At 55.8% G+C, this 26,199-nt stretch carries 19 protein-coding genes and 1 tRNA gene; 10 read left to right on the plus strand and 10 right to left on the minus strand.

The features are described 5' to 3' along the window. Positions 1–16: 16 nt before the first annotated feature. Positions 17–93, plus strand: a tRNA-Met gene (locus ACIQT8_RS09320). A gap of 523 nt (positions 94–616) precedes the next feature. On the opposite strand, the gene ACIQT8_RS09325 is transcribed toward ACIQT8_RS09320, so the two are convergent. The 9 genes from ACIQT8_RS09325 to ACIQT8_RS09365 all read right to left on the minus strand — a co-directional run bounded on the left by ACIQT8_RS09325 (position 617) and on the right by ACIQT8_RS09365 (position 8,462). After that, positions 617–970, minus strand: coding sequence for a hypothetical protein (locus tag ACIQT8_RS09325; protein WP_400964859.1), 354 nt, complete (start codon positions 968–970; stop codon positions 617–619). A 299-nt stretch (positions 971–1,269) separates the two neighbouring features. Beyond that, positions 1,270–1,572 (minus strand): hypothetical protein, encoded by a 303-nt coding sequence (locus tag ACIQT8_RS09330; protein ID WP_400964860.1) that lies wholly within the window; start codon positions 1,570–1,572, stop codon positions 1,270–1,272. Between the two features lie 50 nt (positions 1,573–1,622). Continuing rightward, positions 1,623–1,850, minus strand: a complete 228-nt coding sequence (locus tag ACIQT8_RS09335; RefSeq protein ID WP_400964861.1) for a hypothetical protein — start codon at positions 1,848–1,850, stop codon at positions 1,623–1,625. 80 nt (positions 1,851–1,930) lie between these two features. Beyond that, on the minus strand, positions 1,931–2,863 hold the full coding sequence (dapA, locus tag ACIQT8_RS09340; protein ID WP_400964862.1) for a 4-hydroxy-tetrahydrodipicolinate synthase: 933 nt from the start codon (positions 2,861–2,863) through the stop codon (positions 1,931–1,933). A gap of 43 nt (positions 2,864–2,906) precedes the next feature. After that, the gene (locus tag ACIQT8_RS09345) at positions 2,907–3,329 is read right to left on the minus strand and encodes a hypothetical protein (protein WP_400964863.1); all 423 of its coding nucleotides are present in this window, start codon (positions 3,327–3,329) and stop codon (positions 2,907–2,909) included. A gap of 121 nt (positions 3,330–3,450) precedes the next feature. After that, positions 3,451–4,563: an ABC transporter permease gene (locus ACIQT8_RS09350; protein WP_138791374.1), complete on the minus strand. Its 1,113-nt coding sequence runs from the start codon at positions 4,561–4,563 to the stop codon at positions 3,451–3,453. 4 nt (positions 4,564–4,567) lie between these two features. Continuing rightward, complete coding sequence (locus ACIQT8_RS09355) at positions 4,568–5,698, minus strand: ABC transporter permease (RefSeq protein WP_400964864.1); 1,131 nt, start codon at positions 5,696–5,698, stop codon at positions 4,568–4,570. Then, complete coding sequence (locus ACIQT8_RS09360; RefSeq protein WP_400964865.1) at positions 5,695–7,470, minus strand: ATP-binding cassette domain-containing protein; 1,776 nt, start codon at positions 7,468–7,470, stop codon at positions 5,695–5,697. The genes ACIQT8_RS09355 and ACIQT8_RS09360 overlap by 4 nt, the downstream gene beginning before the upstream one ends. Next, the gene (locus ACIQT8_RS09365) at positions 7,467–8,462 is read right to left on the minus strand and encodes an HlyD family efflux transporter periplasmic adaptor subunit (protein ID WP_400964866.1); all 996 of its coding nucleotides are present in this window, start codon (positions 8,460–8,462) and stop codon (positions 7,467–7,469) included. The genes ACIQT8_RS09360 and ACIQT8_RS09365 overlap by 4 nt, the downstream gene beginning before the upstream one ends. Before the next feature lie 202 nt (positions 8,463–8,664). Here ACIQT8_RS09365 and ACIQT8_RS09370 point away from each other — a divergent pair, with 202 nt between their 5' ends. Then, the gene (locus ACIQT8_RS09370; RefSeq protein ID WP_400964867.1) at positions 8,665–9,318 is read left to right on the plus strand and encodes a TetR/AcrR family transcriptional regulator; all 654 of its coding nucleotides are present in this window, start codon (positions 8,665–8,667) and stop codon (positions 9,316–9,318) included. Positions 9,319–9,371: 53 nt separating this feature from the next. Here ACIQT8_RS09370 and ACIQT8_RS09375 read toward each other — a convergent pair whose 3' ends face one another. Continuing rightward, a complete protein-coding gene (locus ACIQT8_RS09375; RefSeq protein WP_400964868.1) occupies positions 9,372–10,709 on the minus strand; it encodes a telomere resolvase in 1,338 nt (445 codons plus the stop codon). A gap of 584 nt (positions 10,710–11,293) precedes the next feature. Here ACIQT8_RS09375 and ACIQT8_RS09380 point away from each other — a divergent pair. From ACIQT8_RS09380 to ACIQT8_RS09415, 8 genes are all read left to right on the plus strand, one after another. Continuing rightward, a complete protein-coding gene (locus ACIQT8_RS09380; protein ID WP_400964869.1) occupies positions 11,294–12,724 on the plus strand; it encodes an MBOAT family O-acyltransferase in 1,431 nt (476 codons plus the stop codon). A 12-nt stretch (positions 12,725–12,736) separates the two neighbouring features. After that, on the plus strand, positions 12,737–13,807 hold the full coding sequence (locus ACIQT8_RS09385; protein ID WP_400964870.1) for a hypothetical protein: 1,071 nt from the start codon (positions 12,737–12,739) through the stop codon (positions 13,805–13,807). A gap of 144 nt (positions 13,808–13,951) precedes the next feature. Next, positions 13,952–15,595 carry a glycosyltransferase gene (locus ACIQT8_RS09390; RefSeq protein ID WP_400964871.1) on the plus strand — a complete coding sequence of 548 codons (1,644 nt, stop codon included), beginning with the start codon at positions 13,952–13,954 and terminating at the stop codon, positions 15,593–15,595. Between the two features lie 18 nt (positions 15,596–15,613). Next, on the plus strand, positions 15,614–16,699 hold the full coding sequence (locus tag ACIQT8_RS09395; protein ID WP_400964872.1) for a PilZ domain-containing protein: 1,086 nt from the start codon (positions 15,614–15,616) through the stop codon (positions 16,697–16,699). 188 nt (positions 16,700–16,887) lie between these two features. After that, positions 16,888–20,721 carry a right-handed parallel beta-helix repeat-containing protein gene (locus ACIQT8_RS09400; protein WP_400964873.1) on the plus strand — a complete coding sequence of 1,278 codons (3,834 nt, stop codon included), beginning with the start codon at positions 16,888–16,890 and terminating at the stop codon, positions 20,719–20,721. Continuing rightward, the gene (locus tag ACIQT8_RS09405) at positions 20,721–21,875 is read left to right on the plus strand and encodes an alginate lyase family protein (protein ID WP_400964874.1); all 1,155 of its coding nucleotides are present in this window, start codon (positions 20,721–20,723) and stop codon (positions 21,873–21,875) included. Before ACIQT8_RS09400 ends, ACIQT8_RS09405 begins: the two co-directional genes overlap by 1 nt. Further along, the gene (locus ACIQT8_RS09410) at positions 21,875–24,829 is read left to right on the plus strand and encodes a tetratricopeptide repeat protein (RefSeq protein ID WP_400964875.1); all 2,955 of its coding nucleotides are present in this window, start codon (positions 21,875–21,877) and stop codon (positions 24,827–24,829) included. The genes ACIQT8_RS09405 and ACIQT8_RS09410 overlap by 1 nt, the downstream gene beginning before the upstream one ends. Further along, on the plus strand, positions 24,810–26,198 hold the full coding sequence (locus tag ACIQT8_RS09415) for an alginate O-acetyltransferase (RefSeq protein WP_400964876.1): 1,389 nt from the start codon (positions 24,810–24,812) through the stop codon (positions 26,196–26,198). Before ACIQT8_RS09410 ends, ACIQT8_RS09415 begins: the two co-directional genes overlap by 20 nt. Position 26,199: the final 1 nt, after the last annotated feature.

The following is a 26,199-nucleotide window of genomic DNA, read 5'->3' on the forward strand; positions in this document are numbered from 1 at the left end:
GGCAAAGTCATGGTGCCGCGGGGTGGAGCAGCCCGGTAGCTCGTCAGGCTCATAACCTGAAGGCCGCAGGTTCAAATCCTGCCCCCGCAACCAATCTAATTCCCCACATACAAAAAATACCCTCCCAGAATAACCACAAACACATCATCCCCAAATCACCCGCCGGGGTCCTTGAACAACGGGGCTCGGATGGTGACTACAGCGACCTGTACGGTATCTCCGACAGGCTTAAGCTGATTTCGCTGAACTCCCGGACAGCAATGGTGGCAGCCTGGAGAATACGCTGCTGTCGATCCCAATGTTGCGACCGTCGCAATTGGGGACCGAGATCAAGTGGCGCCTAAAAGAGGGAGGGCATCGCGCAGGTTCACAGATGGATGACCGAGGGGGAAAAATTAGAGGGCCAGACGTCTTTGTTTTGCCCTGAGTCTTTGAAGATCCAAGCGAGTTGTTGATAGCGGTGGCCGTTTCCGACCTTTCCGTCGCGCAGATTGTGGTCGACCATGTCGAAAATTTTTGGTCAACACGCGCATCACCTCTGGGAGATTAAGCAAACTGTGTGGCCGATGAGAGCGGAGTGCGCCACACAGATCGCCGTTAGCCACGCGTCATGTTCTCAGTGGCTGGTGAGCCAGCGCATTTCGATTGGCGATACGATAAACGTGCTGCCGTGGTCGTCGTCCTTCCAGACGAGATAGGCGCACATGCGGGCGTTGCCGGGGAGAAAGCCTATGTGTGGATCGACGAGGAAGTTTCCTTCCGAACCGACGCGTCGGGCAGCTTCAAGTGCCGATTTGAAAAATGACTCAAACTTTACCAAAGCGGAAAGACGCTCTTCTCGCGTCGGGCGGTCTTCCTCTGCAGAATAGGCAATTGCCAGCTTCTTACGATAGTCGTCGCACGACGTCAGGTTATCCCAAGTAATTTCAATCGTCTCGACCCGATAGGCATAAAGGTCTGCAGCGGTCATTTCGTTCTCAATCAGCTTTCTTACACGACGTATTCCCGCCTAAGCTTCGTCTTGGTGCAACGTTCACGTTTAACTCGGATGCATCTAAGGCAGATGCGGATAGATTGATGGTGCGACGGTGAGTGAGATGGCTCCGATCGTTATGAGGAACAGCATCGATAGCTCAAAAAATGCGCGCATCCGCACCACGCGTGCGGCTTTGGATCTTTGTTCGCGGTTCATTTTCGTTTGTGTTCCTGCAAAAACCGCCCTGTCGACTTGCGGGTGAATGAAAAGCGACAGGGCGGTCTGGAAGCCTGTTATGACACCCGCCGCATATGTGGTTTGATGCTGCGGGGCAGGCTCCCGAACGAAAAGCGCTGGGAATTTCTGCCGCGGAAAACGTCTTTCAGCTCCAGGCCCTGGCGTTCCGGCAGGCAGCCGACCTGTTCTGGATGGCCGTCGCTTTCGTCTTTCGCAAAACGCACGGCCGATGCTCTATCGATAAACAGTCCTCCGACGAGGCCTAACCTGTCGCAGACCAGCCACCAGCCATTTTCATTTTGGCCGATGGTGAACCTGGCATTGGTCGAAGGGGGTGGTTCGATGAGCTTCTCGTGCATCCTTTTTACTCCGGTTATTGGTGTTTTTCAGGATTTTCGGTTGTCTGAGGTTATTGGATGGCGTTCATGACGACCGAGACGGCAAGCAACAGGCCGCCTACGACAGCCATGAGCCTGACCAGCATGAAGAAATCCGATGGTGCAGGTTGCTTCTTCATTGGCTCGCGTTTTTTGGCCAAGGTTTCTGTGGCCTCCCGTCTGCGCAATTCGCTCTGCATCCGATAATACAATCCAAAACGTCCATGCATCTGTGAACACTCCTTGAAACAGGCAGCCATTTGGCTTCCCTGCGCCAATGAACGATATGGATCGGCGCATAAGTTTTCGATTGGGGAGAGAAGTGCGCCAGATAATCTTTTCATAAAGACAACTTGCCACTGGCGATTTGGCGTGCGGTTTTTGCCTCGATAACCAAGTCCGATCTTCCGCAGTTATCGCATTCGCTTCGCAGTGTCTTCAGCGCCTGAAAGATCGACTGCGCCGTCTCGTCCGAAATGTTTGTCAGCGGAAGTCGGACTGAGGCATCAATACCGCGCAAGCGGGACAGAGCCTGTTTCAATCCGGCCGGAGTATTTTCCTGCGAGACCGCTTTTATCAAGGGACGCAATTTTTCATCGATCTCGCATGCCTGCTGCAGGTCACCGTCGCGGATCGCGCGATGCAGGTCCAAAACCAGCGATGGGCAGAGGTTTGCGACGCTCGATATCGATCCGTGGGTTTGGGCCAGAAGACTGACCGTTGCGGCGTCGTTGCTGCAAAAACTCAGGACTTCGGGATCGATGCAGCTGCGGTGTGCGATGATGCGGCCAAAGTCGGCGGTGTCGTCAACGACGCCAATCACACTCGGTATTTGCGACAGGCGATGAATGGTATCCAAACTCATGTCCACTGCCGCATGACCTGGATCGTTCTGAACGAGGATCGGCATCGCGGTTCGTTTCGCCACTTCTTCGAAGTGGTGAATGATGCCTTTCTGGGCCGGGCGATTATAATATGGCTGGACTATTAGAACGGCGTCGGCGCCGAGATGTTCGGCCTCGCGGGTTCTGTCACAGGTGGTGGCTGTGCTGTTCGTCCCGGTTGCGACCACAATGGGAATCTTGCCTTTGCTGATATGCACGCAACGGCTTATCAAACTGCGGCGTTCCGTTTCCGTCAAAGTCGGTGCTTCTGCTGTCAGGCTATTGAGGACGAGGCCTTCGATGCCCTGATCAATCTGCCACTCCACCAGGTGGTCAAAGGCTGCGTAATCGACACTATGTCCACGAAACGGTGTTACCAGCGCGGTCATCGTAACAGCTAACCGACGTCTGTAATGGGAACTTTCCCGCACGCTATTCATCCTTGTCTTCGTTTGCGATTAGTCTTCTCTTGCGCTTGGACTGGCCACCATTTCGGCGTTCGAAAATATCCAGGAGGGCAATGAACATGGCAGCCGCCATATCCCTGTGCTTCCCGGTTGCTTTTGCCGCGTGGCCCTCGACATCGGTCGATGCCGAACAAAACCAGTCGCTTCCCGTTCGTCGCATATGGTCGAGACATATGGGCGGAGAGAGCGTCGAGATGGCCAGAACCATCGCATCGAGAAGCGCGTTTGCACGGAGGAACGATTGAAAGCGCACGGCTGCTACGGTTTTGTCTGAACAGAGCGCAGGAAAAGCCTGTTTTGCCAGGCACCACACATGCTCCTCACGGAGCTGCGATCCATTCAGCAGGCGGTGGCGAAGTGTGGCGGTGTCGAACAAGTCGTTGTGCATTCAATGCGGCTGCAGGTTGTTTGCAGCTTGAGTAGCGCCGATCCGCATAGAGTTTCGATTGCGGATCGGGGCTCCCGGAGTAAAAAAAATATAAGGAATAAATGTCGGTGTAACGTCTTTGTCAGCCCAGCCGATTTCTGAACAGCCATGCTGCGAGCGGCAACGTCACGACGGCGATTGCCAGCAACGGGACGAAGTTGAAGGCGATATCGCCAAGCCCGGCACCTTCCAGATAAACGCGCCGGACCAGATCTATGCCGAAACGGAGCGGGTTGGCATATGTGGCTATCTGCAGGATGATCGGCATGTTGCGGATGGGTGTGAGCAGACCGGAGAGCAGGGTCAGCGGCATGACCAACATGAACGTGTAGAGCATGGCCTGTTGCATGGTCAGCGATACCGCAGAGATGGATAAGCCTATGCCAACCGACGCCGTCGTAAAACCGACCAGCCCCAGATAAAGCAGCCAGACCGACCCATTCATCGGTATCTGGAACCATAAGAGAATGATCAGGAAGATGATCGTCGACTGCATGAGACCGACGAGAATAGATGGCAGTGCCTTACCGATCAGGATTTGCAGTGGGGTCAACGGGGTGACCAGCAACTGGTCAAATGTGCCCTGTTCCCTTTCGCGAGCGACGGACAGTGCCGCCAGCATGAGCGTTTGCAGCATACTCAGAGAGGCGATCAGCGCCGGCATCAGGTTCCAGCGAGATTCCAGGTTGGGGTTGAACCAGGCGCGCCGCAGAATAGTGATGGACGGCGTTTGGCCAAGCGACTGGTTGTAGGATGCGACGATTGACGAGACGTAGCCGGCGGCAAGGCTTGCTGTGGACGAGTTTCGACCGTCGAGAATGACCTGAAGGGGAGCCTGTCGGTTTGCCGCCAGCCGTGTCTCGAAATCGGAGGGAATGGCAATCACCAGCAGAGCGTCACCTCGGTCGATGACATCCGCAATCTCACTGGAAGATGTCAGCGTTGCAACGCGCTCGAACACGCCTGTCCCGTCCAGCCGGCTCAACAGTTCCGTTGAAGCCTTTCCTCGGCTCTGGTCCAGAACGGCATAGGGAACATGGGTGAGATCGTAGGTTGCGCCATAACCAAACAGCAGTGCCTGCATCAGCGCCGGCGCGACCAGCAGTGCCCGGCTGGATGGGTCCTTGAGAAGGGCCATCAGTTCCTTGCGGAACAGAAAAACGATTTTCGCGATATAGCCGATCACCGCCTCCATCGTCTCACTCCAGTGTTTTCTTGAGAGTGCGATGTGTCAGTGCGATCAAGACCACCGCGTAGACAGCGAGGATCGTGCAGTCTCGCACGATGTCCGGCCAATAGTCACCAGCCATGAAAAGCGTTTTGATGAGACCCATGAAGTGGGTGGCCGGGAGAAGCTTGCTGATGATCTGGATCACCACGGGTACGTTGCGCAGGTCGAAAACGAACCCTGACAGCATCATGGCCGGCATGAAGCTGGTGAGCAGCGCCATCTGGCTGGCGGCGAACTGGTTGCGTGTTGTGCCGGAGATGAGAAGACCAAGGCTGAGCGATACCAGCAGATAGAGCATCGATGCTCCGATAATGATCCAGAGAGAGCCGCGCATCGGCACTTCGAAAAGGTATTTGGCCGCCAGAAGGCACAGGACGAGGTCGATACCTCCAATGACGAGATAAGGCGCCAGTTTGGAAAGAACCAGTTCAAGTGGTCGGACTGGAGTGACGAAGAGGGATTCGAGCGTGCCGCGCTCCCATTCCCTTGCGATCAGCAGTGAAGTCAAAAATGCGCCGATCAACGTCATGACCAGCACGATCAATCCCGGCACCAGATACCAGGTGCTCTCGCCCACCTCATTGAACCACATGCGCTGTGTGATGACGACGCTTGCCGTTCCAGCGGGTTTGTTGCCGGCGCGGTCGGTTTGTTGCTGTATCGGAATGGCGATAGCGGCTGTGACATAGGTCTCTATTGCCGAGGCCGTGTTGGAATCGACACCATTGAGCAAAAGCTGGAGCTCAGCGTTGCCGGCGGCGAGGCGGCGTGAGAACTCGCCAGGCACACGCAAAATTGCGTCGGTCTCACCAGCGCGGATCATGCGCTCGGCCTCGGCCATCGAATTGCTCCAACGGGGGGCGAGATAAGGCGAGCCTTGCAGCCCGGCGACCGCCTGACGGGCCGTTGGAGAACTATCCTCGAGGACAATGGCTACGCGCGCATCTTTTACGTCGAAAGAAAGGCCGTAACCGAACAGCAGGATCAGGATTGCCGGCAACAGCAGCCCAACGATCAGATTGCTCCGATCGCGCAGCATCTGGCGAATTTCCTTGCGGGTCAGGGCGATCAGACGTCTCGTAAAACCGGAGGCGCTCATGCGGCAGCCTCTTTTGCGTCTCGTTCGGCGCGTCCTTGCTCGACGATGGCAATGAAGGCGCTGTTCATATCCGTGGCGCCGGCCTCACCGGCCTGTTCGCGCACCGCCTTAGGTGTTCCGAGCGCAAGGAGATGGCCGGCATCCTGAATGGCGATGCGATCGCAATATTCGGCCTCTTCCATGAAATGGGTGGTGACGATGATCGTCACACCCCGTCTCGCCAGCGTTGTGATGGTGCGCCAGAAGGCGCGCCTAGCCAACGGGTCGATGCCGCTCGTGGGTTCATCCAGAAACAGGATGTCCGGTTGGTGCAGGAGGCTGGTCGCCATGGCCAGACGCTGCTTGTAACCGGTGGGAAGAAGACCGCTTTGCGCGGAAGGGCTGAGCGTGAATTGTTCCAGAGCCGCATCGACACGTTCGCGCAGTTTTTTGCCTCGCAAACCGTAAGCACCGCCAAAGAATTCCAAGTTTTCCTGAACCGTCAGGTTGCCGTAAAGCGCAAATTTCTGGGAAACGTAGCCAATGCGTCCCCGTGCCTCTGCGCGCGCAGTTCGTAAGTTGTGTCCTGCGACTTCCAGATGGCCGCTGGTGGCGGGGAGCAGACCGCACAGCATACGGAAGGTTGTCGTCTTGCCTGCGCCGTTTGGCCCTAACAGGCCGAATATTTCTCCGCGAGCCACATCGAAGGAGGTGCTGGCCACAGCCGTAAAATCACCGAACTTCCGGACCAGATCACGAACAACGATGACCGGCTTCTCGTCGTTTTCTGCCCGTAACGGCGATCGAGCCGCGTGCTGGTCGGAAGCCTCCGTAGCGGGCGTTGCGCCATGCGCTTCCTGCTGCAAAAGCATCATGAAGGCATCTTCCAGTTCTTCGGGGCACGGCGCGACATCCAGGTCTTTCAGAAGTCGATCGGTCAGGGCTTGATCGGCTTGTGGCTGAAGAATGAAACGGACATTGCCACCCTTCGGGACTGCATCGACGATGACGTCCTTGGCATCGATCAGATGTGCCTGAAGCTCGCGAGCTGGTTCGCCCGCAGGCGGCGTTGCGATGAAGGTCAGCCCTTCCGCGCGCTGTTTAAGTTGCTCAGGTGTTCCGTTGGCCAAAAGCCGCCCATTGTTCATGACAAACACCTGAGCGCAGCGCTCTGCCTCGTCCATGTAGGCCGTGCTGACAATGACGCTGAGTTGTTGGTCATCGACAAGTTGCTGGACGATTTCCCAGAGATCGCGGCGTGATAACGGATCGACGCCGACACTCGGTTCGTCAAGCAGCAGAAGATCCGGTGCGCGCACGAGGGTGCAAGCGAGCCCCAACTTCTGTTTCATCCCCCCGGACAGCTTGCCAGCCGGCCGATCGGTAAACCGCGCCATATCCGTCATCGCGAGCATGCGGGCAAAGCGGTCCCGACGTTCCTGCTGCGGCACGCCATGCAGGTCGGCGTAGAGATCAAGATTTTCCTGGACGCTCAGGTCTTCATAGAGGCCGAACCGCTGTGGCATGTAGCTGATGCGATCCTGCACAGCCTGCGGCGTGGCGACGACATCCATGCCCAAAACAGCGAGTGACCCTGAATCTGGTTGGAGCAGACCGGCAATCATCCGCATCAGGGTCGTCTTTCCGGCTCCATCTGGGCCGACGAGTGCTGTGAGTTCGCCTGGGCGCATTGTCATCGATATACCGTCGACGGCGACGACCGGTCCGCCGTCTGAACCCTTGAAGGTCTTGCGGAGGTTCTCGATCGCGACGGTTGTATCGGCTTTGGTCACGATGGCGCCCCGATTTGCAGGCGAACCGTTGCCGGTTGGCCAAGACGCAACACGTTTTCGGTGTCCGTAACGATCACACGCACTTCATAGACGAGGCTGGTGCGGAGCTCCTCTGTCTGCACTGATTTCGGTGTAAACTCAGCTACGGAGGAAATGTAGCCCACCTTGCCTTCGATGGCTTTATCCGAGTGACTGTCTGTCATGATCCGCGCCTGCATCCCCGGCTTGATCTTGCCGATATCAGCTTCGTCGACATAGACGCGAATCCATTTGGGATCGGTCAGGGCAAGAGAGAATACGGGGGAGGCGGATGTAACCATGTCGCCTGGTTCATGCAGGCGTGATCGGATAACGGCGTCCATGGGAACTCGGAGTTGGCCCTGGTCGATCTGGTGCCGCAAAAGCGCAAGGCTCGCTTCCGATGCCTTGAGTTGTGCCTCTGCGGCAGCAATGTCTTCCTTTCGCGTACCGGCTTCCGCCAGTTGCAGGGCTGCACGCAGTTCATTGACCTTTGCGGTTGCGGCGCGGGCGTCTGCCTGTGCCTGATCGTAGCTTTGCTCGCTGATCGCGCCACCGGAGGGCGAGCGCAATCGGCTGGCACGGGCGAAATCCTGTTCGGCACGTGCTGCCGATGCTTCTGCCGAAGCGAGCTGGGCACGTGCCTGGGCGATTTCTTCAGGTCTTGAGCCGTTGCGAAGCTTGATAAGGGTTTGTCGCTGCACGTCGACATTCGCTTCCTGCTCATTTGCCTGAAGCTCGAGTGTCCTGTTATCAAGCAGGCCGACGACCTGTCCGGCAGTGACGCGGTCACCTTCTTCAGCATTGAGCTCTGCAATTCTGCCGCTGCCGTCAAAGGCGAGTGAGACCTGCCGAATATCCACATTACCAAACAGAGCGAGAACACCGGTTTCCTCGTCTTTCCGCTGGTCTTGCCAATACCAGGCTGCAGCGGCAGCAACGATGAGCAGGAGAGCAAACAGTGCTTTTTTCATGAGAAGGGCCTTTGAGCAGCAGGCTGGCAAACACCGGCATGTGCGATATTAAATTTAAATTGAATTTAGACTATTGCACTGTTATTGTCGAGTCTCTTGAAATTGAGGGTAATTTCGCTATCCGGTGGCGTGTCTGATCGAGGAATATACGCCCGACAGATATGGCTTCGAAGAAGATGGGTTCTGTACCTGGGGTGAGTTGATGAGGAAGAAGACGGTCCGAACGCAGCGCGCTGATGGGGAGGTGACCTACAATCGCATCCTGGTGGCGGCGGGCGAACTCTTTGCCTCAGTCGGCTTTGCCGAAACGACAAGCAAGATGATAGCCGCAAAGGCCGAGGTAGACCTTGCCTCGATCAATTACCATTTCGGCAGCCGAAACGGTCTTTATCAGGCTGCCCTAACGGAAGCGCACCGCCGTCTGATCAATGTCGGAGATCTGGAACGGCTTGCCGCCAGCACTGTTCCGGCGACGACCAAGCTCAAAAAACTGATAGAGTTCCTTGTTGACGGTGCGACAGGAACAGAACGATGGCCGGTCAGGATTCTCGGACGGGAGATTCTCGCACCGTCCTCACATTTCCTGTCGATGCAGCAGACCGAGGTCATGCCGAAATTCCGGATCATTCTGCCGATCCTCAGCGAGATCACGGCGATCCCTTCCGATGATCCCGCATTGGTCAGATGTCTCGTCAGTGTCGCGGCGCCCTGCGCGATGCTGCTGGTGGTCGGGCGCGGCCCCAACATCTTTGCCAACCAGATTCTGGAGATGCCGCGCGAGGCGCTTGTCGAGCACCTCTATAGTTTCGCCATTGGCGGTCTTGGTGCGATTAGCCAGCAACATCAAAGTGACTGAGCCTGAGAGCGATCGCTTCTCTGTTTACGAAGACATAGGTAATGCCACCGTTATCAGCGCGTTTCGTTCTCGAAAGACGCTGGCGTAATGTTTGTCATCTGCAGCAACGTTCGCTCGGTAATGCGTTTCGCCCGTGCCTCGGCGTCTGCGCGATCTTCCGGCAGCGTATAGGTCATATAGGAGAGCGACGTTTCGAGGTCGTTGTTATTGTGCCCGAGAATGGCAGCGAAATAGCTGTTTTTCGTCACGTGCGGCGGTGCAAAGAAGTGATAGGACACTTCCGCATAGAGATGACGCAGTCCGTAGGGCTTGGGAAGTTCTTCCTCCGGCCAGACGTTCTCGAAAATGTTGAAAACGGCCTCTCGTAACGGCAGGCGCGTTGCAGCAGCAAAATCGTCAATCGACATCTTGTGCCAGAGGATGCCCTGGCTGCTCTTTCGCAGCCGTTCATAGGCCGCAAGGATGACAGTGGAGCGCGTCAGAACCGGAATTTCATAGGTGACACCAAACTTCGTGCCTTCGCCCTGTTTTGTCTTGGCCTGACCACTGAACAGAAGGCTCCACTTGGAAACGCCCTTGCCATAAGGAGCAGGGGAGAACTCTGCCTGTGTGAAAACCTCGTACGGCCGCCGTCCCGTCAGACCAATCAGCCCGATTCCGATCATCAAGGGATCGCTCGACTGGAGGCAATCGGCACAAATCTTCAAGACCTGCTTGTAGTTCTGGAACGTAATCAGCGCGCCATGTTTGGTGGCGATCTTTTCCATCTTGGCGCGGCGTTGGTCGTCATACATCGCCGCATCGCCTGTCGCGATCTTGAGCATCGGGTGTTCGTCACCAAATGCCTCCTTGATCGCATTGCGGTACTTGGTGATGTAGGAAATGATCGTAGTACGGGCTCTGCCGTCCATGCTCTGAAGTTCATTTTCCCACAGAGCCACCATGTCTTCCTTGGAGGACATGCCGTTCATGGACGAAATGAAATCTGAAATGCGCAACAGCACCGTCGGCTTGCGTCCGGCGGTATTGAATTCGGCGCGTTCGATCTTCTCGACGATTGAGGTTGCCACGCCGGTTCTTTGGTAGTCCGTGGATGTAATGTAGGTTTTCAGCCGCTCTCGCAGCTTTTTCATGTTGCAGATGGCAAGCGGCGTGCTCTTGGGGCCAAACTTCGCTTTCAGCGCATACCGATACTTCATGATATAGAGTTCGAGCGTCTTTTCTGTACGGCCATTGTCGAAATGGAAACGGACTTCCTCGTCCCACAGATCGCGAATCTGTTTGTTGCGAGTTTCCTCGTTCCTCTCCATCGTCCGGTTGATTTTTTCCACGAATTCTTCGATGCGCTCAACGAGTACAGGTGTTTTGGTTTTTCTTTTCAATACGGACATCGGCGGCTCCCTGAACCGTTCCGGACATATAAAATCTGTTGTCTGCAAGCAATAGAAAATATGGCTGGTGCGACAGAAGGTTGTGTCTCAAAAAGAGTTACTCCCTCTAGCGGCCAAAGCTGAAAGACATGCACATGTCATTTTAACGCGCCGCACACCGTCTCCTCTGTGTGCTCGCAGATGTCGCATATGGTAAAATCATCCGGATATCGCCGTTCCTGAGGGCGAAATTATTCCCTGTCGTCGCGGCGTTCAGTTCATGTTGATGAACCGTATTTCCCAATTAATGCTAAAAAATCAAAAAATAATTCTAACTTCAGTCTTCTCGCAGTGTCTCAATTGCAGTTTCGCAATACTACGACGCCGTTTGAGAAATATATTGATAAATCCTAGTTTTCGTATTGCCTATGCTGCATGGCAAAAAAATTCTAAAATCTATTTTCCATAATTGTGGATCGAAAGTCAATTTGGCGCGCTTTTACAAGCGCCTTAATTTTTTATTAACAGTATTGTTGACTCTGGTATTAATTCATATTCTTATATCAGCATATTTAATTCGGCCTTCATGAAGAAAGTCGATAAAGATGGTTTTTTCATCCGTTTTATTCATATTTATGTTTTTGCCAATTGCGTTCGGTGTGTATTTCTCCGTTCCTTTTCGGTATAAATCCCTTGTTATACTTCTGTTCTCCTATCTATTCTATGGATGGTGGAGGATGGACTATCTTGCCCTGCTCTTCCTGGTCACTCTCTGGAGTTACATCTTCGGAAAGCTGATCTATGTAGAGCGGACGGCACAGTCGCGCAAAAGACTGCTGGTTGTTGCCATTACCGGGCCATTGCTTGTGCTCGGTTACTTCAAATATTGTAATTTCTTCATGGACAGTCTTGCCGACTTGTTCAATGGCGGCGCGCCGTTCACATCATGGCATGCGCGTATTCTGCTGCCGATCGGAATATCCTTTTATATATTTCAGGCGATTTCATATCTTATCGATATCTATCGAGAGGACGCACCGCCGGCGCAGAACTTCTTTGACTTCGCTGCATTCAAGGCTTTGTTTCCTCAGTTGGTCGCCGGTCCGGTGTTGCGATACAAGGATCTCGCCCATCAGTTCATGTATAGGCAGCATTCCCTGGAGCTTTTTGCCGAAGGCGGCATTCGTTTCTTTGCCGGGCTTGCAAAAAAAGTGCTGATTGCGGATTCCGTGGCACCCATTGCCGATGCCATCTTTGCCAAGGCCGATCCAACCCTTGCCGAAGCCTGGCTTGGAACGATCGCATATTCAATCCAACTCTATTTCGACTTCTCCGGCTATTCCAGCATGGCTGTGGGATTGGGCATGATGATGGGATTCCGTTTTATCGAGAATTTCGATTGTCCCTATGTATCGCGGTCAATTACGGAATTCTGGCGTCGCTGGCATCTCAGCCTCTCGGCCTGGCTGCGCGACTACCTATACATTCCACTCGGTGGCAACAGGCTCGGGACATTCAGGACTTACTTCAATCTGTTCATCACCATGGTTCTTGGCGGACTGTGGCATGGTGCAAACTGGACCTTCGTGCTGTGGGGTGTGTGGCATGGTGGCCTGCTGGCTTTGGAACGCCTGCTCGGTATCAAGCCGTCGGATAAACGTTCTGTCGTCGCCTTGGGTGGCACCCTGTTGCTGGTGATGCTTGGCTGGGTCATGTTTCGGTCACTCGACGTGCACAGTGCGCTCGATATGTATCGTGGCATGATCGGACTTAACGGTTTGGCCATGCAGCCGGATATCGCTTGGCAAATCAAGAACTTCGCCCTTGCATCCCTGGCTGTGGGTGTTGTGGTCGTGTTCGTCGAACCATGGTTTAATCGGACTTTTCCGGCTGAGCGACTGATCCATATGCAACTTTCCCCGTCGACTGGGGGTGTAGCCTTGGCGGCAACGGGCATCGTGTGCTTTCTCGGTATGGTGTCGATACTGAAGCTGACGGCCGACAACGACTCACCCTTCCTCTATTTTCAGTTTTAGGGAGTGCGACGCATGATCTCACCACGTTTGCTTTCAACCGCGTCGGTTCTTTTCCTTCTGCTGACCGGTGCAGGCATCACCGCCAACTATGTCGTCGATCTTCCGGAGGAGGATATAAGGGTGGACGCGCTTGCCGATGTGTGGACCGGCAAGATGACCAGCCGGTTTGAAGAAGGTTATGAGCGGGAACTGCCGTTCAGCGGTTTTGCTGTCGAACTCTTCAATGCAGTTTCTCTCGGTATTTTCGGAGAGGCGCGGAAGGGTGCTATCGTTGGTCGCAATGGCTGGCTTTTCACGGCGGAGGAGTTTGCCTGGGGCCGCACATCGGAGGCCAACCTGGATAGATCTTTCCAGACGATCACGGATATCCGTGCCACTCTGGTCGAAAAAGGCAGCACTCTGGTGATTGTGCCAGTCCCGCCCAAAGCGCAGGTCGTTGCCGGCGAACTGGGGGGTAACGTCCTGCCTGATAGCAACGCCGATCTTTACCCCAGGTTTCTGGCTTTTCTTAAAGAAAGAGGCATTCCGGCTGCGGATGTCGCAGCGACGTTCGGAGCTGCAAAGCCGGAAGAACTTTTCCTGCGGGCGGATACACACTGGACCGTCAAAGGCAGTGGCCTTGCCGCCAAGGCGGCCTGTTTGGCAATTCCCGGTCGGGACCAGCTGATGAAAACCGCTTTCGAAAGTGTGCCGCAAGATAATGTGCGCCACGTTGGCGACCTTGCGAAGTTTGTCGATGCAGGCTGGATGCTGTCCGGTTCTCAGGAAAGCGCTGATATTATCCAGCCAATATCGGCTGCGGCCAAGGTCGATGATGCCGATGCGCTGTTTGCCGGTAGTGACGGTGAAGCGCAAGTGATGGACCAGGTTGTGCTTGTTGGAACCAGCTACAGCGCAAACCCGCTGTGGTCTTTCGAGGACCAGCTGAAAACGATATGCGAGGTCGATGTTCTCAACTACGCCCGAGAGGGGAAGGGGCCGTTCGCGCCCATGCAGGAGTTTCTCAAGGCTTTGGATGCCCAGACCGTGCCGAAGGTCGTATTGTGGGAAATTCCAGTTCGTTACTTGGATGATGCTGCGTAGAATATAATAATTATTTGTATTTTTGAATTTATAGTTTGAATAATTCCAGATTTATCTTATAATAAAGAAATATATTGGATATATTCAGATTTATACTTAGAATTGCATGCTGGTGCAAAAAATATTTAATTGATGGATTATGCCATGAGACGCAATCTCGAAAAGAGAGTGCTCGGTCTCCCTGTTGAAGTATTGCCTGTCGATAGATTATCAACAGTCCCTGTTTCTCAGGCGGGAGAGCAATCCGCTATCGTTTATTGGAGTGAAAGCCTTCCAGCGCACGTGCTGTTTGTGCTGGCGCTCGCCAGTCTGATTGTTGTCGTTCCGGAAGGCGTTCTTTTTGGCGCGAACACCGGCCTCCTGTTTGGTCTGGGCGCTCTGGCCGTATGGCGATATTTCTGGGGTATTTTGCATTTCGTGCGGTCCAACATTTACCGCAGCGTCGTTTTCCCCAAAATGCGTCGCCGTGCGGATCGCCATCTTCTGCACAGTGCGGAAAATGGCCAGGCGCCACATGCCTATCTCATAGTAACGAGTTTTCGTATCGACGGCGACACAACGGCGGAAGTCTACCGTGCCGCATTCCGCGCCGCTCTTTCGTCTCGCGGTGGAGCGACTGTTGTCGCGTCGATCGTAGAAATGTCGGATCAGCGCCTGATCCGTTCCATGCACCGCCTTATCTGTGGCGAAAAAACCAGTGTCCGGTTGGTGATCACCCGCATCAATGGCAGCGGCAAGCGTGATGCACTGGCCTATGCTTTCCGGGCGGTCTCCAAGCTGGAGCCTCGTGCCGACGACGTGGTTGCCGTGATCGATGGCGATTCCATCGTGCCTGAAAATCTTGTCGACCGGTGTGCCGGTTTCTTCGCGGATGGTCGGGTTGGTGCGTTGACCACGGACGAGACGTCGCGGGTCCGTGGGAAATCATCATTTCACATCTGGTATTCGCTGCGTTTTGCACAACGCCACATTCTGATGTCGTCCAACGGCCTTTCCAGGCGTGTGCTGACGCTGACCGGCCGGATGTCGATGTTCCGCGCGTCCGTCATCACCAATCCCGAATTTATCTGTCAGGTGGAGTCGGACTATATCGAGCATTGGCGTCTTGGCAGGTTGAAGTTTCTCACCGGTGACGACAAGTCGAGCTGGTACTGGCTGCTGCGCAACAATTATCAGATGCTTTATCTGCCTGACGTTAGCGTCGCGACGGTTGAAGATCCGCCGACATCCGGATTTTTCCAGGCTGCAGCGCAATTGATGACGCGCTGGTTCGGCAACATGTTACGCACAAACAGCCGCGCATTGGCACTCGGTCCTTGGCGTATCGGTTATTTCACCTGGTGGACGATTTTCGATCAACGCATCTCGATGTGGACATCGCTTGCCGGTCTGGTGATGGTCATTCTGATCGGGCTGTTCGATAACCCGTTCATTTTTCCGGCCTATATCGCCTGGGTTCTGCTGACCCGCTACATCATGACATTGATGTTGTTCAATTCCCGTCCGCGGGTGTCGATCTTCTATCCATTTTTTATCTATTTCAATCAGGTCTTTGGCTCGATCATTAAAACCTATATTTTCTTTCACCTCGATCGTCAGAAGTGGACGCGGCAGAAAACAACGCTGTCCTCCAGTGGTGCGGGCCGTGCCGTCGCGTTGAAAAACGCCTCTTCCACATACATGCATGTTTTATCGATTACCCTGTTTGTAACCCTCATATCGTTGCTCGTCGGCCAATTGTCAGTCCCAGGCATTGGGGCGACGACCGCGATTTTCGGTATGCGTTGACCCGCGAAGGAGCCCAAAATGAATATGAGCGTCGTGAGTTTCGAAGCGGATGAACAACGTCAGCATGCGCGCTACAAGTTACCGCTAAAATGCGTCATTGATCAGCACAGATATTCGTCAATCGACTGGTCCTTGGGCGGCGTGGGTGTCGCAACGGGCAGCGCTACGTTCGAAGAAGGAAAAGTGCTGCCCCTGCAGTTGCAGATCCCGCTTGATGGCTTTGATGTCCTTCTGCCTGTAAAAGCGGAAGTTCGCCATTCCAGCGCCGAAACCGGGCGTACCGGTTTCAAATATGTCGATACGTCGGCGGCGGCACAACGCATGTTGCGTTACATTCACGATTCCTACATCAGCGGTGAAATCGTTGATGGCAACGATCTTCTCGATTTCGCCAAGCGTGCCTCGGGCGACGTGAAGCTGCGGCCGCGAAAATCAGCCGAGGCCGCTCCCGGCGCAAGCAAGGTTCGTCAGGCTGTTGGTATTGTTGCCACTTTGGCCCTTTCGCTGGCGCTCGCCGCTTTTCTGGCAAGCAGTCTTTATCAGCGACTTTGGGTCTTCGAGGCAGACAGTGCCGTGGTGACGGTTGACACAACACCAGTTCTGGCGCCAGCCAACGGCATTATCACCAATATTGTGACCGGACCTGTTAAGAGCGGCGAACGGATTTTGACCGTTCTGACCGAAAGCGGACAAAGCACGTCAGTGGTTGCTTCATGCGATTGCGTTGCCGAGTCGACGGGCCCGGCAGTCGACACACAGGTCAAGGTGGGTGCTCAGGTGTTGGGGCTTCGCAATGCGGATGCCAGGCCGCATGTCGTGGCAATGGTCGACCGCTCGCATCTGATGGCGCTTTACAACGCGCCGCATGTCAGTGTGGACTTGCCGCAAGGCACGGTTTTGCATGACGTAACTGTATCTCAACTGCCGAAGGTCAGCGAACAGTCCGCCGCGACGAGCGATCGGGTCGCGGTCAGGATCGATCTCGGTGGACATGATCTGTCGTCCGCGATCGGCACACCCGCTTCCGTTCGTTTCGACAACGGACCCTGGTTCGGCCTGAACCAGCGGTTTGCTGACCTGAAGAGCAAATTCTTGCCGAAATGACGGGATGCGGGAGGCCGCGCGCTTCCCGCCGCCGCAGGGCCACCATAGGCCGCCGCATCGCATGCCAATCGCAGGAAGTTCATGGGCAGGACAAGGTCGATGTCTCTGATGGGACTTCTGTTGCCTGCCTCAAATTCTCTGCACGCAAGTATCGAGCCGCTTTACGACATTGACCTGACGAAGGAAAAATGATGACACGCGACATCACCCGCTCATCACGTCCCCACTGCCAGTGGCTACCGAATGTGGCGGTAGTACAGGGATCATTGCGCGCATTGGCGTTGTCGGTCTGCCTCGTGTTTCCGGCCGGCGACTGGTCTGCTGTTTCGTCGGTTGCTTTTGCCCAACAGGCTGCGGCACCGCAGCCCCCGGCGGCAGGTAAAGTCGATACCGTCCTGTCTGACATTTCAGCAAACGTGCTGAAGGCCGATGGTGCGTCAGATGCCAGGCAGCGCCTGTCGTTTCTCGACGCGGCACGTGCTGGCCTGGCCCAGCTGAAATCCTGGGCGGCGGCAGACGCCGCTGAGGCGAAAACCGCGTTGAACACGCTTGCCTCCGGTGGCATCGATGCCGACAGCCTGGTTTCCGCCAGTATCTCCGCATTGCAGCAGCAGATGGCGGGCCGCATTGCCGATCCGCAACAGAGAACCGAGATGCGGGTCCGCATGATGGAGCTGATTGATGCTCTTTCCCTGCCCGAACTGCAGGTTGCCGCTCTCAGTGGATATGCGGCTATCGTTGCGGCGGGCGACAAATCCAGCGCCATCAGCCTGGTGGAAAAAGCGGCCGACCGTGTGGTGTCCATCAAGGACGAGACGGCGAAAAATGCGGCGTTGAATACCTTGGCGCAGACCGCGACGATCATTGATCCCAATCTGTCGTCCGCCATCGCCGACAAGGCTATCTCGCGCATGTGGCCGACGCGTATGCGCGGCTATGCCCGCTATGATCTGGCTTTGCGTCTCCTTGCAGGCAAGCAGATCGAAGGCAAGCCCGTCAGTGCGGCCGCCGCAGAGAGTATTCTGGCTCAGAGTGCCAACGCGCTGAAGAAAGGCGATCTGGAAACAGCATTGCTGTGGGCGCTTGCAATCAACCCTGAAGATTCCGAAGCGCGCAAGAAGGCTGTCGGTAACGTCGCTGATCTGGCGTTGAAGGAAGGCAAACTCGAATGGATGCCGGTGCTGGCGACCAGCCTTGCGGACAACAGCGATCAGGAAGATCTGATCGAGAAGATCGTCAAGCAGCGCATTGAGGCCGGGCGTGGGCTCGATGCGGCGAAACTGGCGGAATATCTGCCGGAAAGCGCGTTGCGTGCCGAGCTTGATTTTACGCTTGCAACCGTTTTCGCCAAAAACGATCTGACGAAGATGGCAGATGCTTCTTACGCCAATGGAAATTCCGTTCTTGCGCGCCTGTCTGGCGCCGAGCGGGGTGTTGCGGTTGTGGCAGCGGCAGAAAGCGCGATCAGTCTCGAACGACTGGATGATGCCGTGGCGTTGGTGCCGGAACTGCGGACAGTGCGCGATGGTGGCAATACGCTTGCCAATCTCGCCAAAAGCCTGGCGGACGCCGACAAGATCAAAGATGCGGAGAATTTGCTTCCCTATCTCCAGGGCGGCAATGACCGCGACAAGGCTGTTTCGGGTATTGCCCGCGTAAAGGTGCGTGAAGGCGACATCGAAGCTGGCAAGAATGCAATCGAAATCATCGTAAACAGTCGTGACAAGGGGCGCGTCCAGTCTGAGCTGGCCCGCACACTCGCCAAAAACGGCGAAATGGACGACGCCAAGTCAGTCGCCTTGTCCATTCAGGACACGGAATTCCGGATAGAGGCACTGTTACGGCTCGCTTCGGTCGCCAACGACAACAAAGCAAGCGATTTCGATGTACTGGTTGGCGAGGCGGTCAAGGTCGCTGCCGGTGAAGACAAAAAAGATAACCGCGACAAGGGTTATCTTAAAATTGTCGAGGCTTTGACCGACGCGCGAAAAACCGATGCTGCAAAGCAGTTGGTCGACCGCATTGACGATGAAAAAATCAAGGCACGGGCCGCCGGCATGATCGGCAAACGTGCAGCGCTGGAGGGGGCCGGTGACGGGGCTCTCACCTATCTTGCCTCATTCACCGGTGCAAATGGTGACGAGGCGCTCAAGGCTGAGGTTCTGGTCGCGGCTGCTGCCAATCCAGCGATGCTGAAGTTTGCGTCGGTCCAGGCCGCGACGATAAAGGATCACATGCTTCGCGTCCGTACGGCGCGGTCCATTGCTGAAGCCAATTTCCGCTCCCTGGACGTGCGAAACCTCGGCTGGGGCAAAGGATCCCCGGTTGACTACCGGGTCATGCAGCAGGCACCGAAACCAGAGGGATCGGCGCCAATCGCACCGGCTGCGGCCTTCAGCGACGGACGACTGACCCTTGCTCGACAAGATGGCAAGATGAGCCTTCCAGAAGGCTACACCTATCCCGACATTTCCGTCAGCGTAAAAACCGTGCGTGAGGGCATGCCCTTGCCGCAACCCGGCCACGCTGCTGTCACGCTTGCCAATCTCAGTCCCTATAGCGACAAGTTCATGGAAGATCTGGCTGCCGGCAATACCGGGCTGTCCTTTGCTGCCGAAGCGCAGGGAATTCCTTATCCACGCATCATTGTGATCCAGAGCGGTGTCTATACGCTTGGCAGCCTTGCCAGCGAACTTGATAAAAGTAGCGGCTTCCCGCTGGTGACCCGTGAAAATGACATCGTGACATTGCGCGCTCCTGTTCTGGTGGCAGAGGGCGCTACGCTGATCCTGTCCGGGCAGGAAGCAGCCACGTACCGTCTTTCGGCGACGGCCGGCAGTTTCATCTCCGTGGCTGGAACGCTTTATGTTCAGGACACGACCGTTACGTCATGGGACGAAGCGACCGGAACACCACGGTATTCTGACAAGGAAAAACGCCACGTCTTCCGACCCTACATCATCGGCTGGAGCAATTCACGGCTGATGATCGGTGGTTCCGTGCTCGATTCGCTCGGTTATGCTGCGCCCAAGTCGTTCGGGCTGGCCTTTTCCGCAGGCCCTAAAACGGTGGCACAGCAGATAAGCGAACCACGTGCGCCGACGGGTATCGTTGCGGACAACTTCTTCCACAATTTCGAGTATGGGTTCTATTCCTATGAGGCGGACGAAGTCAGCCTGGTGGGCAATGAATATCGCGATAACGTGCTTTACGCGATCGACCCGCACGACCGGTCGCACCGGCTTCTGATCGCCCTTAACACCACGTACGACACCAAAGCCAAACACGGCATCATCGTTTCGCGTGAGGTCAATTATTCCTGGATCGTTGGAAATATATCCCATACCAACACCGGCTCGGGTTTCATGGTCGACCGCGACAGCGTCGATAACTTCATCTATGCCAATGCCGCTTTCGACAACAAGCAGGATGGCCTGACTTTCTTCGAAAGCAGTTGCAATCTGGCCGTTGGCAACCGCTTCTTCGATAACAAGCGCGCTGGCATCAAAATCCGCAATAGCTGGGAAGTTGGCGTTCATGAAAACGTTCTGGAAAACAACGCGCAGGACGCCATCCACGGTTATATCAGCAACCTGCGCGCATCACCGGCAAATGCCTTGCGTGACTTTGAGTTCGATCCCTATCTGCCTCTGACGACATTTGCAGCCAGTGGTAACCGCATTCATGGCAATGGCGGTGGTATCAAAGTGGACGGTGTCTCCGGTTTCAGCCTTTCCGGCAATGATTACCTCAACCAGGTTGGTCGGCTGATCGATGGCGATGGCAGGGCCATGGAAGGACACATGTTGCGCTTCAACGAGCGTGAGAGTGTGTTGATAACCTCGACGGTGTGCCGCCCGAAACGACCTGAGGCCTATCATTGCCGGTTCCGCGATGCCGGCTTCTTCGATGGTGATGGCCAATCGGCAATCTTTGCCGAGGACGCGCTGACCGATACCTGCACCAATGTTTCAAACTCCGTTCAGTACGAAAACTTCAACGGGACGGGAGGGCGAAGCTGATGAGAGTCTTTTCCAGGCTTCCAGGCGCAAAGACGATGCTAAAAAGCGGTGCTGGGACTGCCCTTGCTGTTGTTCTCACCGTCACTTCGGCTGCCGCTGCTGCTCCGGCCTATGACGGTCTGTTCGACGTTGCGGCCCGCAAGGCAGCAATCGCCGCCGATGGTTCGGGCCGGTTGCGCAAACAATGCCTCGCTATCAAGGCAGATCCGAAGTGGCTCGATCTGGAAATCGTCGAAGGGTTTCGTCCCACGGCCGGTTATGGCAGCGATCGTGCCGGGTCCCAGTTCGCCTGGGCTCTGATGGTTTTGTCCGGACGTTCGCTTGGCGGGGATGCTGCGTCCACCAAGATGTTGCGCACGATTCTGAACAGCTGGGCTGACCGCGGTGCCTTTGAAAAAACGGAAGTCGGGCATGACGCCTATTATGCGCTGAAGCGTTCCCTGTTGCCGACCATTACCGCTTTTTCGATTATTCGCGATGATCTGCCGGAACTGGAGCGCACGAAAATTCAGACGTGGCTCGATCCGCTGGTTCGTCGCGTCGACCAGACATTCAATGGTGACGTGGACATCAACAACCATCGGTATCTGGCAGACAGCGTACTGATGACATGGGGTGGTATCATTCGGGACGAAGGTCTCTATGAGAAAGGCAAGTCTCGCTTTCTTTCCATTCTCGATGAGGCGCGCAGCAATGGCGGTCTGCCGCTTGAAACGCGCCGGGGTGCGCGGGCACTCTGGTATATGCGCCAGTCTCTGACGAGCATGGTGGTGATGGCGGAGGTTGCCCGCGGTCGTGGCGAAAACCTCTATGTGAAAACATCCAGCGATGCCAATCCCGTCAAACGGTCGATCTGGACGATCTTCGGTTACTGGCTCAACGGCATAAACGACCCGGTTCTCGTCAACGCTTATGCAGCGGAGAACTACATTCCCGGTCCAAGCCGCGATTATCTTCATCAGGATGTCGGTTTCCTCGAAAATCGCGGCAATGGCCGACACTACCTTGCATTCCTTGAGGCTCTGGCTGCCGTACCGGCTGAAAACATTTCCATGCAGCGCGCGGTTGCTCTCCTGCAGAAGGATGCCGCGCCAGAGCGTCCATTGATCGATGAATTTGTTGGCGGCAATGCCACATGTTTCTGGGGGAACTGATGAAGAATCGTCACTTTCTTACCCTCGCCCTTTTGGCCGGAACGGCTCTGTTCTCTGTTGTCCCAGCATCGGCTGCGGAGCCGGAAGCGCCGGGAAAACTCATTGAGATTGCCACCGCGCTGTCGCAGCGCAGCGACGGTCAGGGAATGCTGGATTATGCGCGTCTGCTCAGGGCCGGTGTGCCTGTTGATCCGCAGAACCCCCTGCTCGTTTCGGATTTTGGTAAAGCCCGGACGGTGCTCGAAGCCGCGTTGACGATTCCTGGTCCGCACCAGCCCGAAACCAAGCTGACCTTGGCAAAGATGCTGCTTGCAGGAGAGGGAGGATCGTTCGATATCAACAGGGCCCTGTCGCTCCTGGAACAAGCCGGGCGTTCCGGGGTGGCTGAGGCCGCCTACATTGCCGGGCGAACGATGGTGGAGCGCCAGATGAATGCGCCCGAGGCGAAGGCCCGGTTGCAAATGGCGCTGCGGCTCGGTTATGGCGCCGCTGCATTCGAACTTGCAGGCCTAGCTGGTACGCCTGAGACAGAGGCTCAATCCATGGCTCGTTTCGGTATCGGGCTGCTCGAACGGCGCGCAGCCTCCGGCGATGCGCGGGCCGCTTATGACCTTGCGACCTATTATCGCGAAACCGCGAGTTCCGATGCGGCATTGAGGGCGGCGCTCGACTGGTATCAAAAAGCAGCTGAGCTCGGTCACAAGCGATCGATCTTCTGGATTGCACGTCTGCAGATGGATTCCGTGGGCAGCCTCTTCAATCCCGCGGAGGCAGCACGTTATCTCGATCAGGCGGCTGAGACGGGCGATGTTGAAGCAGCGCAAGAACTGGTCAAGGACTTCACCGAAAGCGGCGATATCAATATTGACCAGGCCACATTCGACAAGTGGATGCGGCGTCTCGCCGGCATCAAGGATGCCAAGGCTGTCCTTTACTTCTCGGTTCAGCTCCAGAACACGTTGGAAAATCGCCAAAAGCTTTCTGATGATCTGTTCTCTCAGGTCATGGGTGGTGAGACGCGCGATGTCGACACGCTGATGCGCATCGGCACCATGTTTCGTGACGGGGACGGTGTGATTGCCGATGCACGCAAGGCGCTCGATGTTTTCGGACTGACGGTTGGGCGCCAATCCAAGGACGGAACGGTCCAGTTTGCGCAATTGCTTCTCGAAAAGCCGGAGCTGAGGACAGACGAGCGGCTGACGACGGCGCGCAACGGGCTTGCGGCAACCGCTGCCGCAGGCAGCATCAACGCAATCGTGTTGCGGGGTGATTTCAGCCTCCACGGTGTCGGGCAGGCAGTTGATGTCGATGATGCCATGGCATGGTACTCAAAGGCGCTTGCTGTTCGTCCTTCCGTTCGTGTGCTGAACCGATTGGCAGACGCGGCACTTCTTTCCCCCAACGCCGAGCAGAAAGCTCTCTCCTTGGGATGGCTGGAAAAGGCCGATGCCCTAGGAAGCGATGCGGCGATGCTAAAGCTCGGCAAGCTTTATGCGGAAGGGCAGATCGTTCCTGTTGATGTCAGCAAGGCGACGGAACTGTTGGAAAGAGCGGCAACGAAGGGCAGAACGGATGGGCTTATAGAGCTTGCAAATCTGCATATGCGCATCGGTGGCCCGGATGCCTTTGAAAAAGCCTACGCCATTTTTCAACGGGCGGTCGACAAAGGCAATGTCGAAGCTTCGGTTGAGATGGCGCGTTTTCTCAAGACCAATGGCCGTTTGGCAGAGGCCATTCCGCTTCTTGAAACTGCAGCACGCGCCGGAAACTTCTCTGCGGCAATCGATCTCCATGATGTTCTCTCCGTGCAAGACGGCGAGAGCGCCAAAGCCAAGGAGTTCCTGGAACTCGCCGCAAACGTACCAGACCTGCTACCTGCTGATCGCCTCCTGCTGGCTGCGGCCCTGTTGAAATCGCCGGACCCTCTCTTGAACCTGCGTGGTGTCAATCTTGCGAAGGAGATGGCGGGTGCGGGATATCCGGGAGCGGCATCCATGCTGGCCTCGACATATCTTGATGGTGAAAAAAGCGAGCGGAACATCGATGAAGCCCGGGGTGTGCTGGAAACAGGTATTGCTTATGGCGATATCGAAGCCACGATAATGATGGCTGATCTGCTGCTGGATGGCGTTCATACGCCTGCCGATCCGCAGCGCGCTTTGGGCTATTATGATCGTGTCCTTGCTTTGCAGCCGAAAAATCCGTCGATCAATCTGAAGCTCGCCCGCATGTTTGCGGAGGGCATGGGTGTCAAGATCGACAAGGCGCGGGCCGCCGCATACCTGCAAACGGCAAGCGATGCGGGCAGTCGTTCAGCTCAACGAGAACTCGGCCTTGCCTACCTCTGGGGAGCGGGCGTGCCGCAGGACAGAGAGCTGGCGAGAGCAAACCTGCAGGCGTCGGCCGATGCCGGGTTTGATCGGGCCTGGCATGACCTAGCCGCTCTGGAAAGCTCGGGGTTTGCGGCGCCGATCGATCCGGAGGCTGCCTTCGCCTTCAACTACAAGGGTGCAAAGCGCGGCGACGCTGCGGCGATGATTGACGTCGGACTGTCGCTTCTGTCCGGTTTTGGTGTGCCGCACGACGGCGAGGCGGGTATTGCCTGGCTGGAAAAGGCCGCAGCTACCCGTACCGAGGAAGGGCCGCTTGCCATGTATCGGCTCTACGAGGCGTACAAGTCGGGGCAGGGCGTGGATCGAGACGCTGAAAAGGCGAATGAATGGCTGGCGCGGGCGGCAGCCGCCAACAACCCTTCTGCGATGTTCCAGACGGCGCTTACGCTTCGTGCCGACAATTCCCCAGCACTTCAGGCGGAAGGTCTCATCTGGCTGAAGCGTGCGCAGGCACTCAAACACAATCAGGCGAATAAAATTCTGGTGAAGATGGCGGCAGCCGATCCCCATTTCGAAGTTCCAAAAATGGAGGTGGTCGATGAAAACGACGAGCCGTAAATTCCATGATCGTCACGACATGGGTGAGATGAGCCTGGCGATCCTGGGTTTTGCGAGTGCGCTATTTGTCGTCACCGCAACACCTGCCTTTGCTGGCATGGTTTGCCCTGACATCGGTAACAAGAAAACCGCGTTCAATCTGGCCGAAGGCCGCGATGGCGTATTTTTCCGCACCAATACGGATTTCGAGGAGTTCTTCGTCAGAACGTCGGAAACGATGGTCTCTCTGCGCGCCATTTCCGATGCCTTGCGCGTCAAGGGAACGGAACTCGTTTTCCTGCCGCTTCCATCCCGCGGTATCGTACAACAATCCAAACTTGATGACAGTGATGAGATCCAGTCCCGCTATAATGCCCCTGTTGCGGAGCAGGAGTTTCGGCATTATGTCGCGCAACTGCAAAAATACGGCATAACCACTGTCGACGTTCTCAAGGCAATCGACGATCATCAGGCCCGCGGTAATTTCTTTTTTGCGCGCGACCATCACTGGACGTCAACAGGTGCGCATCTGGCCGCTATCGCCGCTGCCGAAACGATAAAAAAGCTGCCGGAATATCCGTCGCTCTCGACATACAATTTCGAGACCAAAGCAATCGGCAGTCTCGATTATATCGCGCCGATGGGCCATGAGATTCAGGCCCTGTGTGGCAATGCTGTCGAGCCCGAGAAGGAAACAGTCTGGCAGACGACCCGATCCGCTGATGATGCCAGCGATCTCCTGGGCAATGCTGCTGAAACTTCCGAACCGGTGGCGCTTGTCGGCTCCTCCTTCAGCGCAACACCTGAATTCAATTTCGCGGGTTTTCTGGCGCAGGAAACGGGATTGGATTTCACCAACTACGCTGAAAACGGCGCGCAGTTCATTTCGTCTCTCGCGACGTTGCTGTTTTCTAAAAGCTTTCATGAAAAGCCCACGCCGCTGATCGTCTGGGAAGCTCCGTCCTACTACGCCGTGGATCAGACGATGTTTCAGGCATCACGGCAATTGCTGGCGGCAGTTTACGGTTCCTGCGAAGGCAAGGACACCATCGAGAGTTCGCGGCCGAAGAAGATCGCCGGCGAAACCGTGCTGCTTGGTGCGGAAGACCTGAAGGCAGACCACTACGGAGACGCCTATCTGGAGTTCGCTGCGTCGCAGGCCGGTTTGAACCAGATGACGGTGACGGTGCGGTATCGCGATGGCGATGAAGACACTCTCACACTTGGCGGTTTTCCCCGCTTTGTCGATGACGGCACGTTTTACCTGATGCTGAATGACGAGTTTCCGACACCCATTACCGGCGTTTCCGTCAACGGGAATTTCGGCGATGTCACGGTGACAGCCCGTCTTTGCCGCGTTCCCGACCAATTTGTCAAAAAGCAGGGCTGAA

It is taken from the genome of Agrobacterium sp. NPDC090273 (assembly GCF_044772305.1).
Lineage (GTDB): Bacteria > Pseudomonadota > Alphaproteobacteria > Rhizobiales > Rhizobiaceae > Agrobacterium.

Bases quoted from the DNA above. Each gene is read 5' to 3' on its own strand.
- ACIQT8_RS09380 (WP_400964869.1), top strand. From the start codon at position 11,294: ATGGTTTTTTCATCCGTTTTATTCATATTTATGTTTTTGCCAATTGCG.
- ACIQT8_RS09415 (WP_400964876.1), top strand. From the start codon at position 24,810: ATGAAAACGACGAGCCGTAAATTCCATGATCGTCACGACATGGGTGAG.
- ACIQT8_RS09325 (WP_400964859.1), bottom strand. From the start codon at position 970: ATGACCGCTGCAGACCTTTATGCCTATCGGGTCGAGACGATTGAAATT.
- ACIQT8_RS09370 (WP_400964867.1), top strand. From the start codon at position 8,665: ATGAGGAAGAAGACGGTCCGAACGCAGCGCGCTGATGGGGAGGTGACC.
- ACIQT8_RS09330 (WP_400964860.1), bottom strand. From the start codon at position 1,572: ATGCACGAGAAGCTCATCGAACCACCCCCTTCGACCAATGCCAGGTTC.
- ACIQT8_RS09375 (WP_400964868.1), bottom strand. From the start codon at position 10,709: ATGTCCGTATTGAAAAGAAAAACCAAAACACCTGTACTCGTTGAGCGC.
- ACIQT8_RS09385 (WP_400964870.1), top strand. From the start codon at position 12,737: ATGATCTCACCACGTTTGCTTTCAACCGCGTCGGTTCTTTTCCTTCTG.
- ACIQT8_RS09365 (WP_400964866.1), bottom strand. From the start codon at position 8,462: ATGAAAAAAGCACTGTTTGCTCTCCTGCTCATCGTTGCTGCCGCTGCA.
- ACIQT8_RS09355 (WP_400964864.1), bottom strand. From the start codon at position 5,698: ATGAGCGCCTCCGGTTTTACGAGACGTCTGATCGCCCTGACCCGCAAG.
- ACIQT8_RS09350 (WP_138791374.1), bottom strand. From the start codon at position 4,563: ATGGAGGCGGTGATCGGCTATATCGCGAAAATCGTTTTTCTGTTCCGC.
- ACIQT8_RS09390 (WP_400964871.1), top strand. From the start codon at position 13,952: ATGAGACGCAATCTCGAAAAGAGAGTGCTCGGTCTCCCTGTTGAAGTA.
- ACIQT8_RS09335 (WP_400964861.1), bottom strand. From the start codon at position 1,850: ATGGCTGCCTGTTTCAAGGAGTGTTCACAGATGCATGGACGTTTTGGA.
- ACIQT8_RS09400 (WP_400964873.1), top strand. From the start codon at position 16,888: ATGATGACACGCGACATCACCCGCTCATCACGTCCCCACTGCCAGTGG.
- ACIQT8_RS09410 (WP_400964875.1), top strand. From the start codon at position 21,875: ATGAAGAATCGTCACTTTCTTACCCTCGCCCTTTTGGCCGGAACGGCT.
- ACIQT8_RS09395 (WP_400964872.1), top strand. From the start codon at position 15,614: ATGAATATGAGCGTCGTGAGTTTCGAAGCGGATGAACAACGTCAGCAT.
- dapA (WP_400964862.1), bottom strand. From the start codon at position 2,863: ATGACCGCGCTGGTAACACCGTTTCGTGGACATAGTGTCGATTACGCA.
- ACIQT8_RS09405 (WP_400964874.1), top strand. From the start codon at position 20,721: ATGAGAGTCTTTTCCAGGCTTCCAGGCGCAAAGACGATGCTAAAAAGC.
- ACIQT8_RS09345 (WP_400964863.1), bottom strand. From the start codon at position 3,329: ATGCACAACGACTTGTTCGACACCGCCACACTTCGCCACCGCCTGCTG.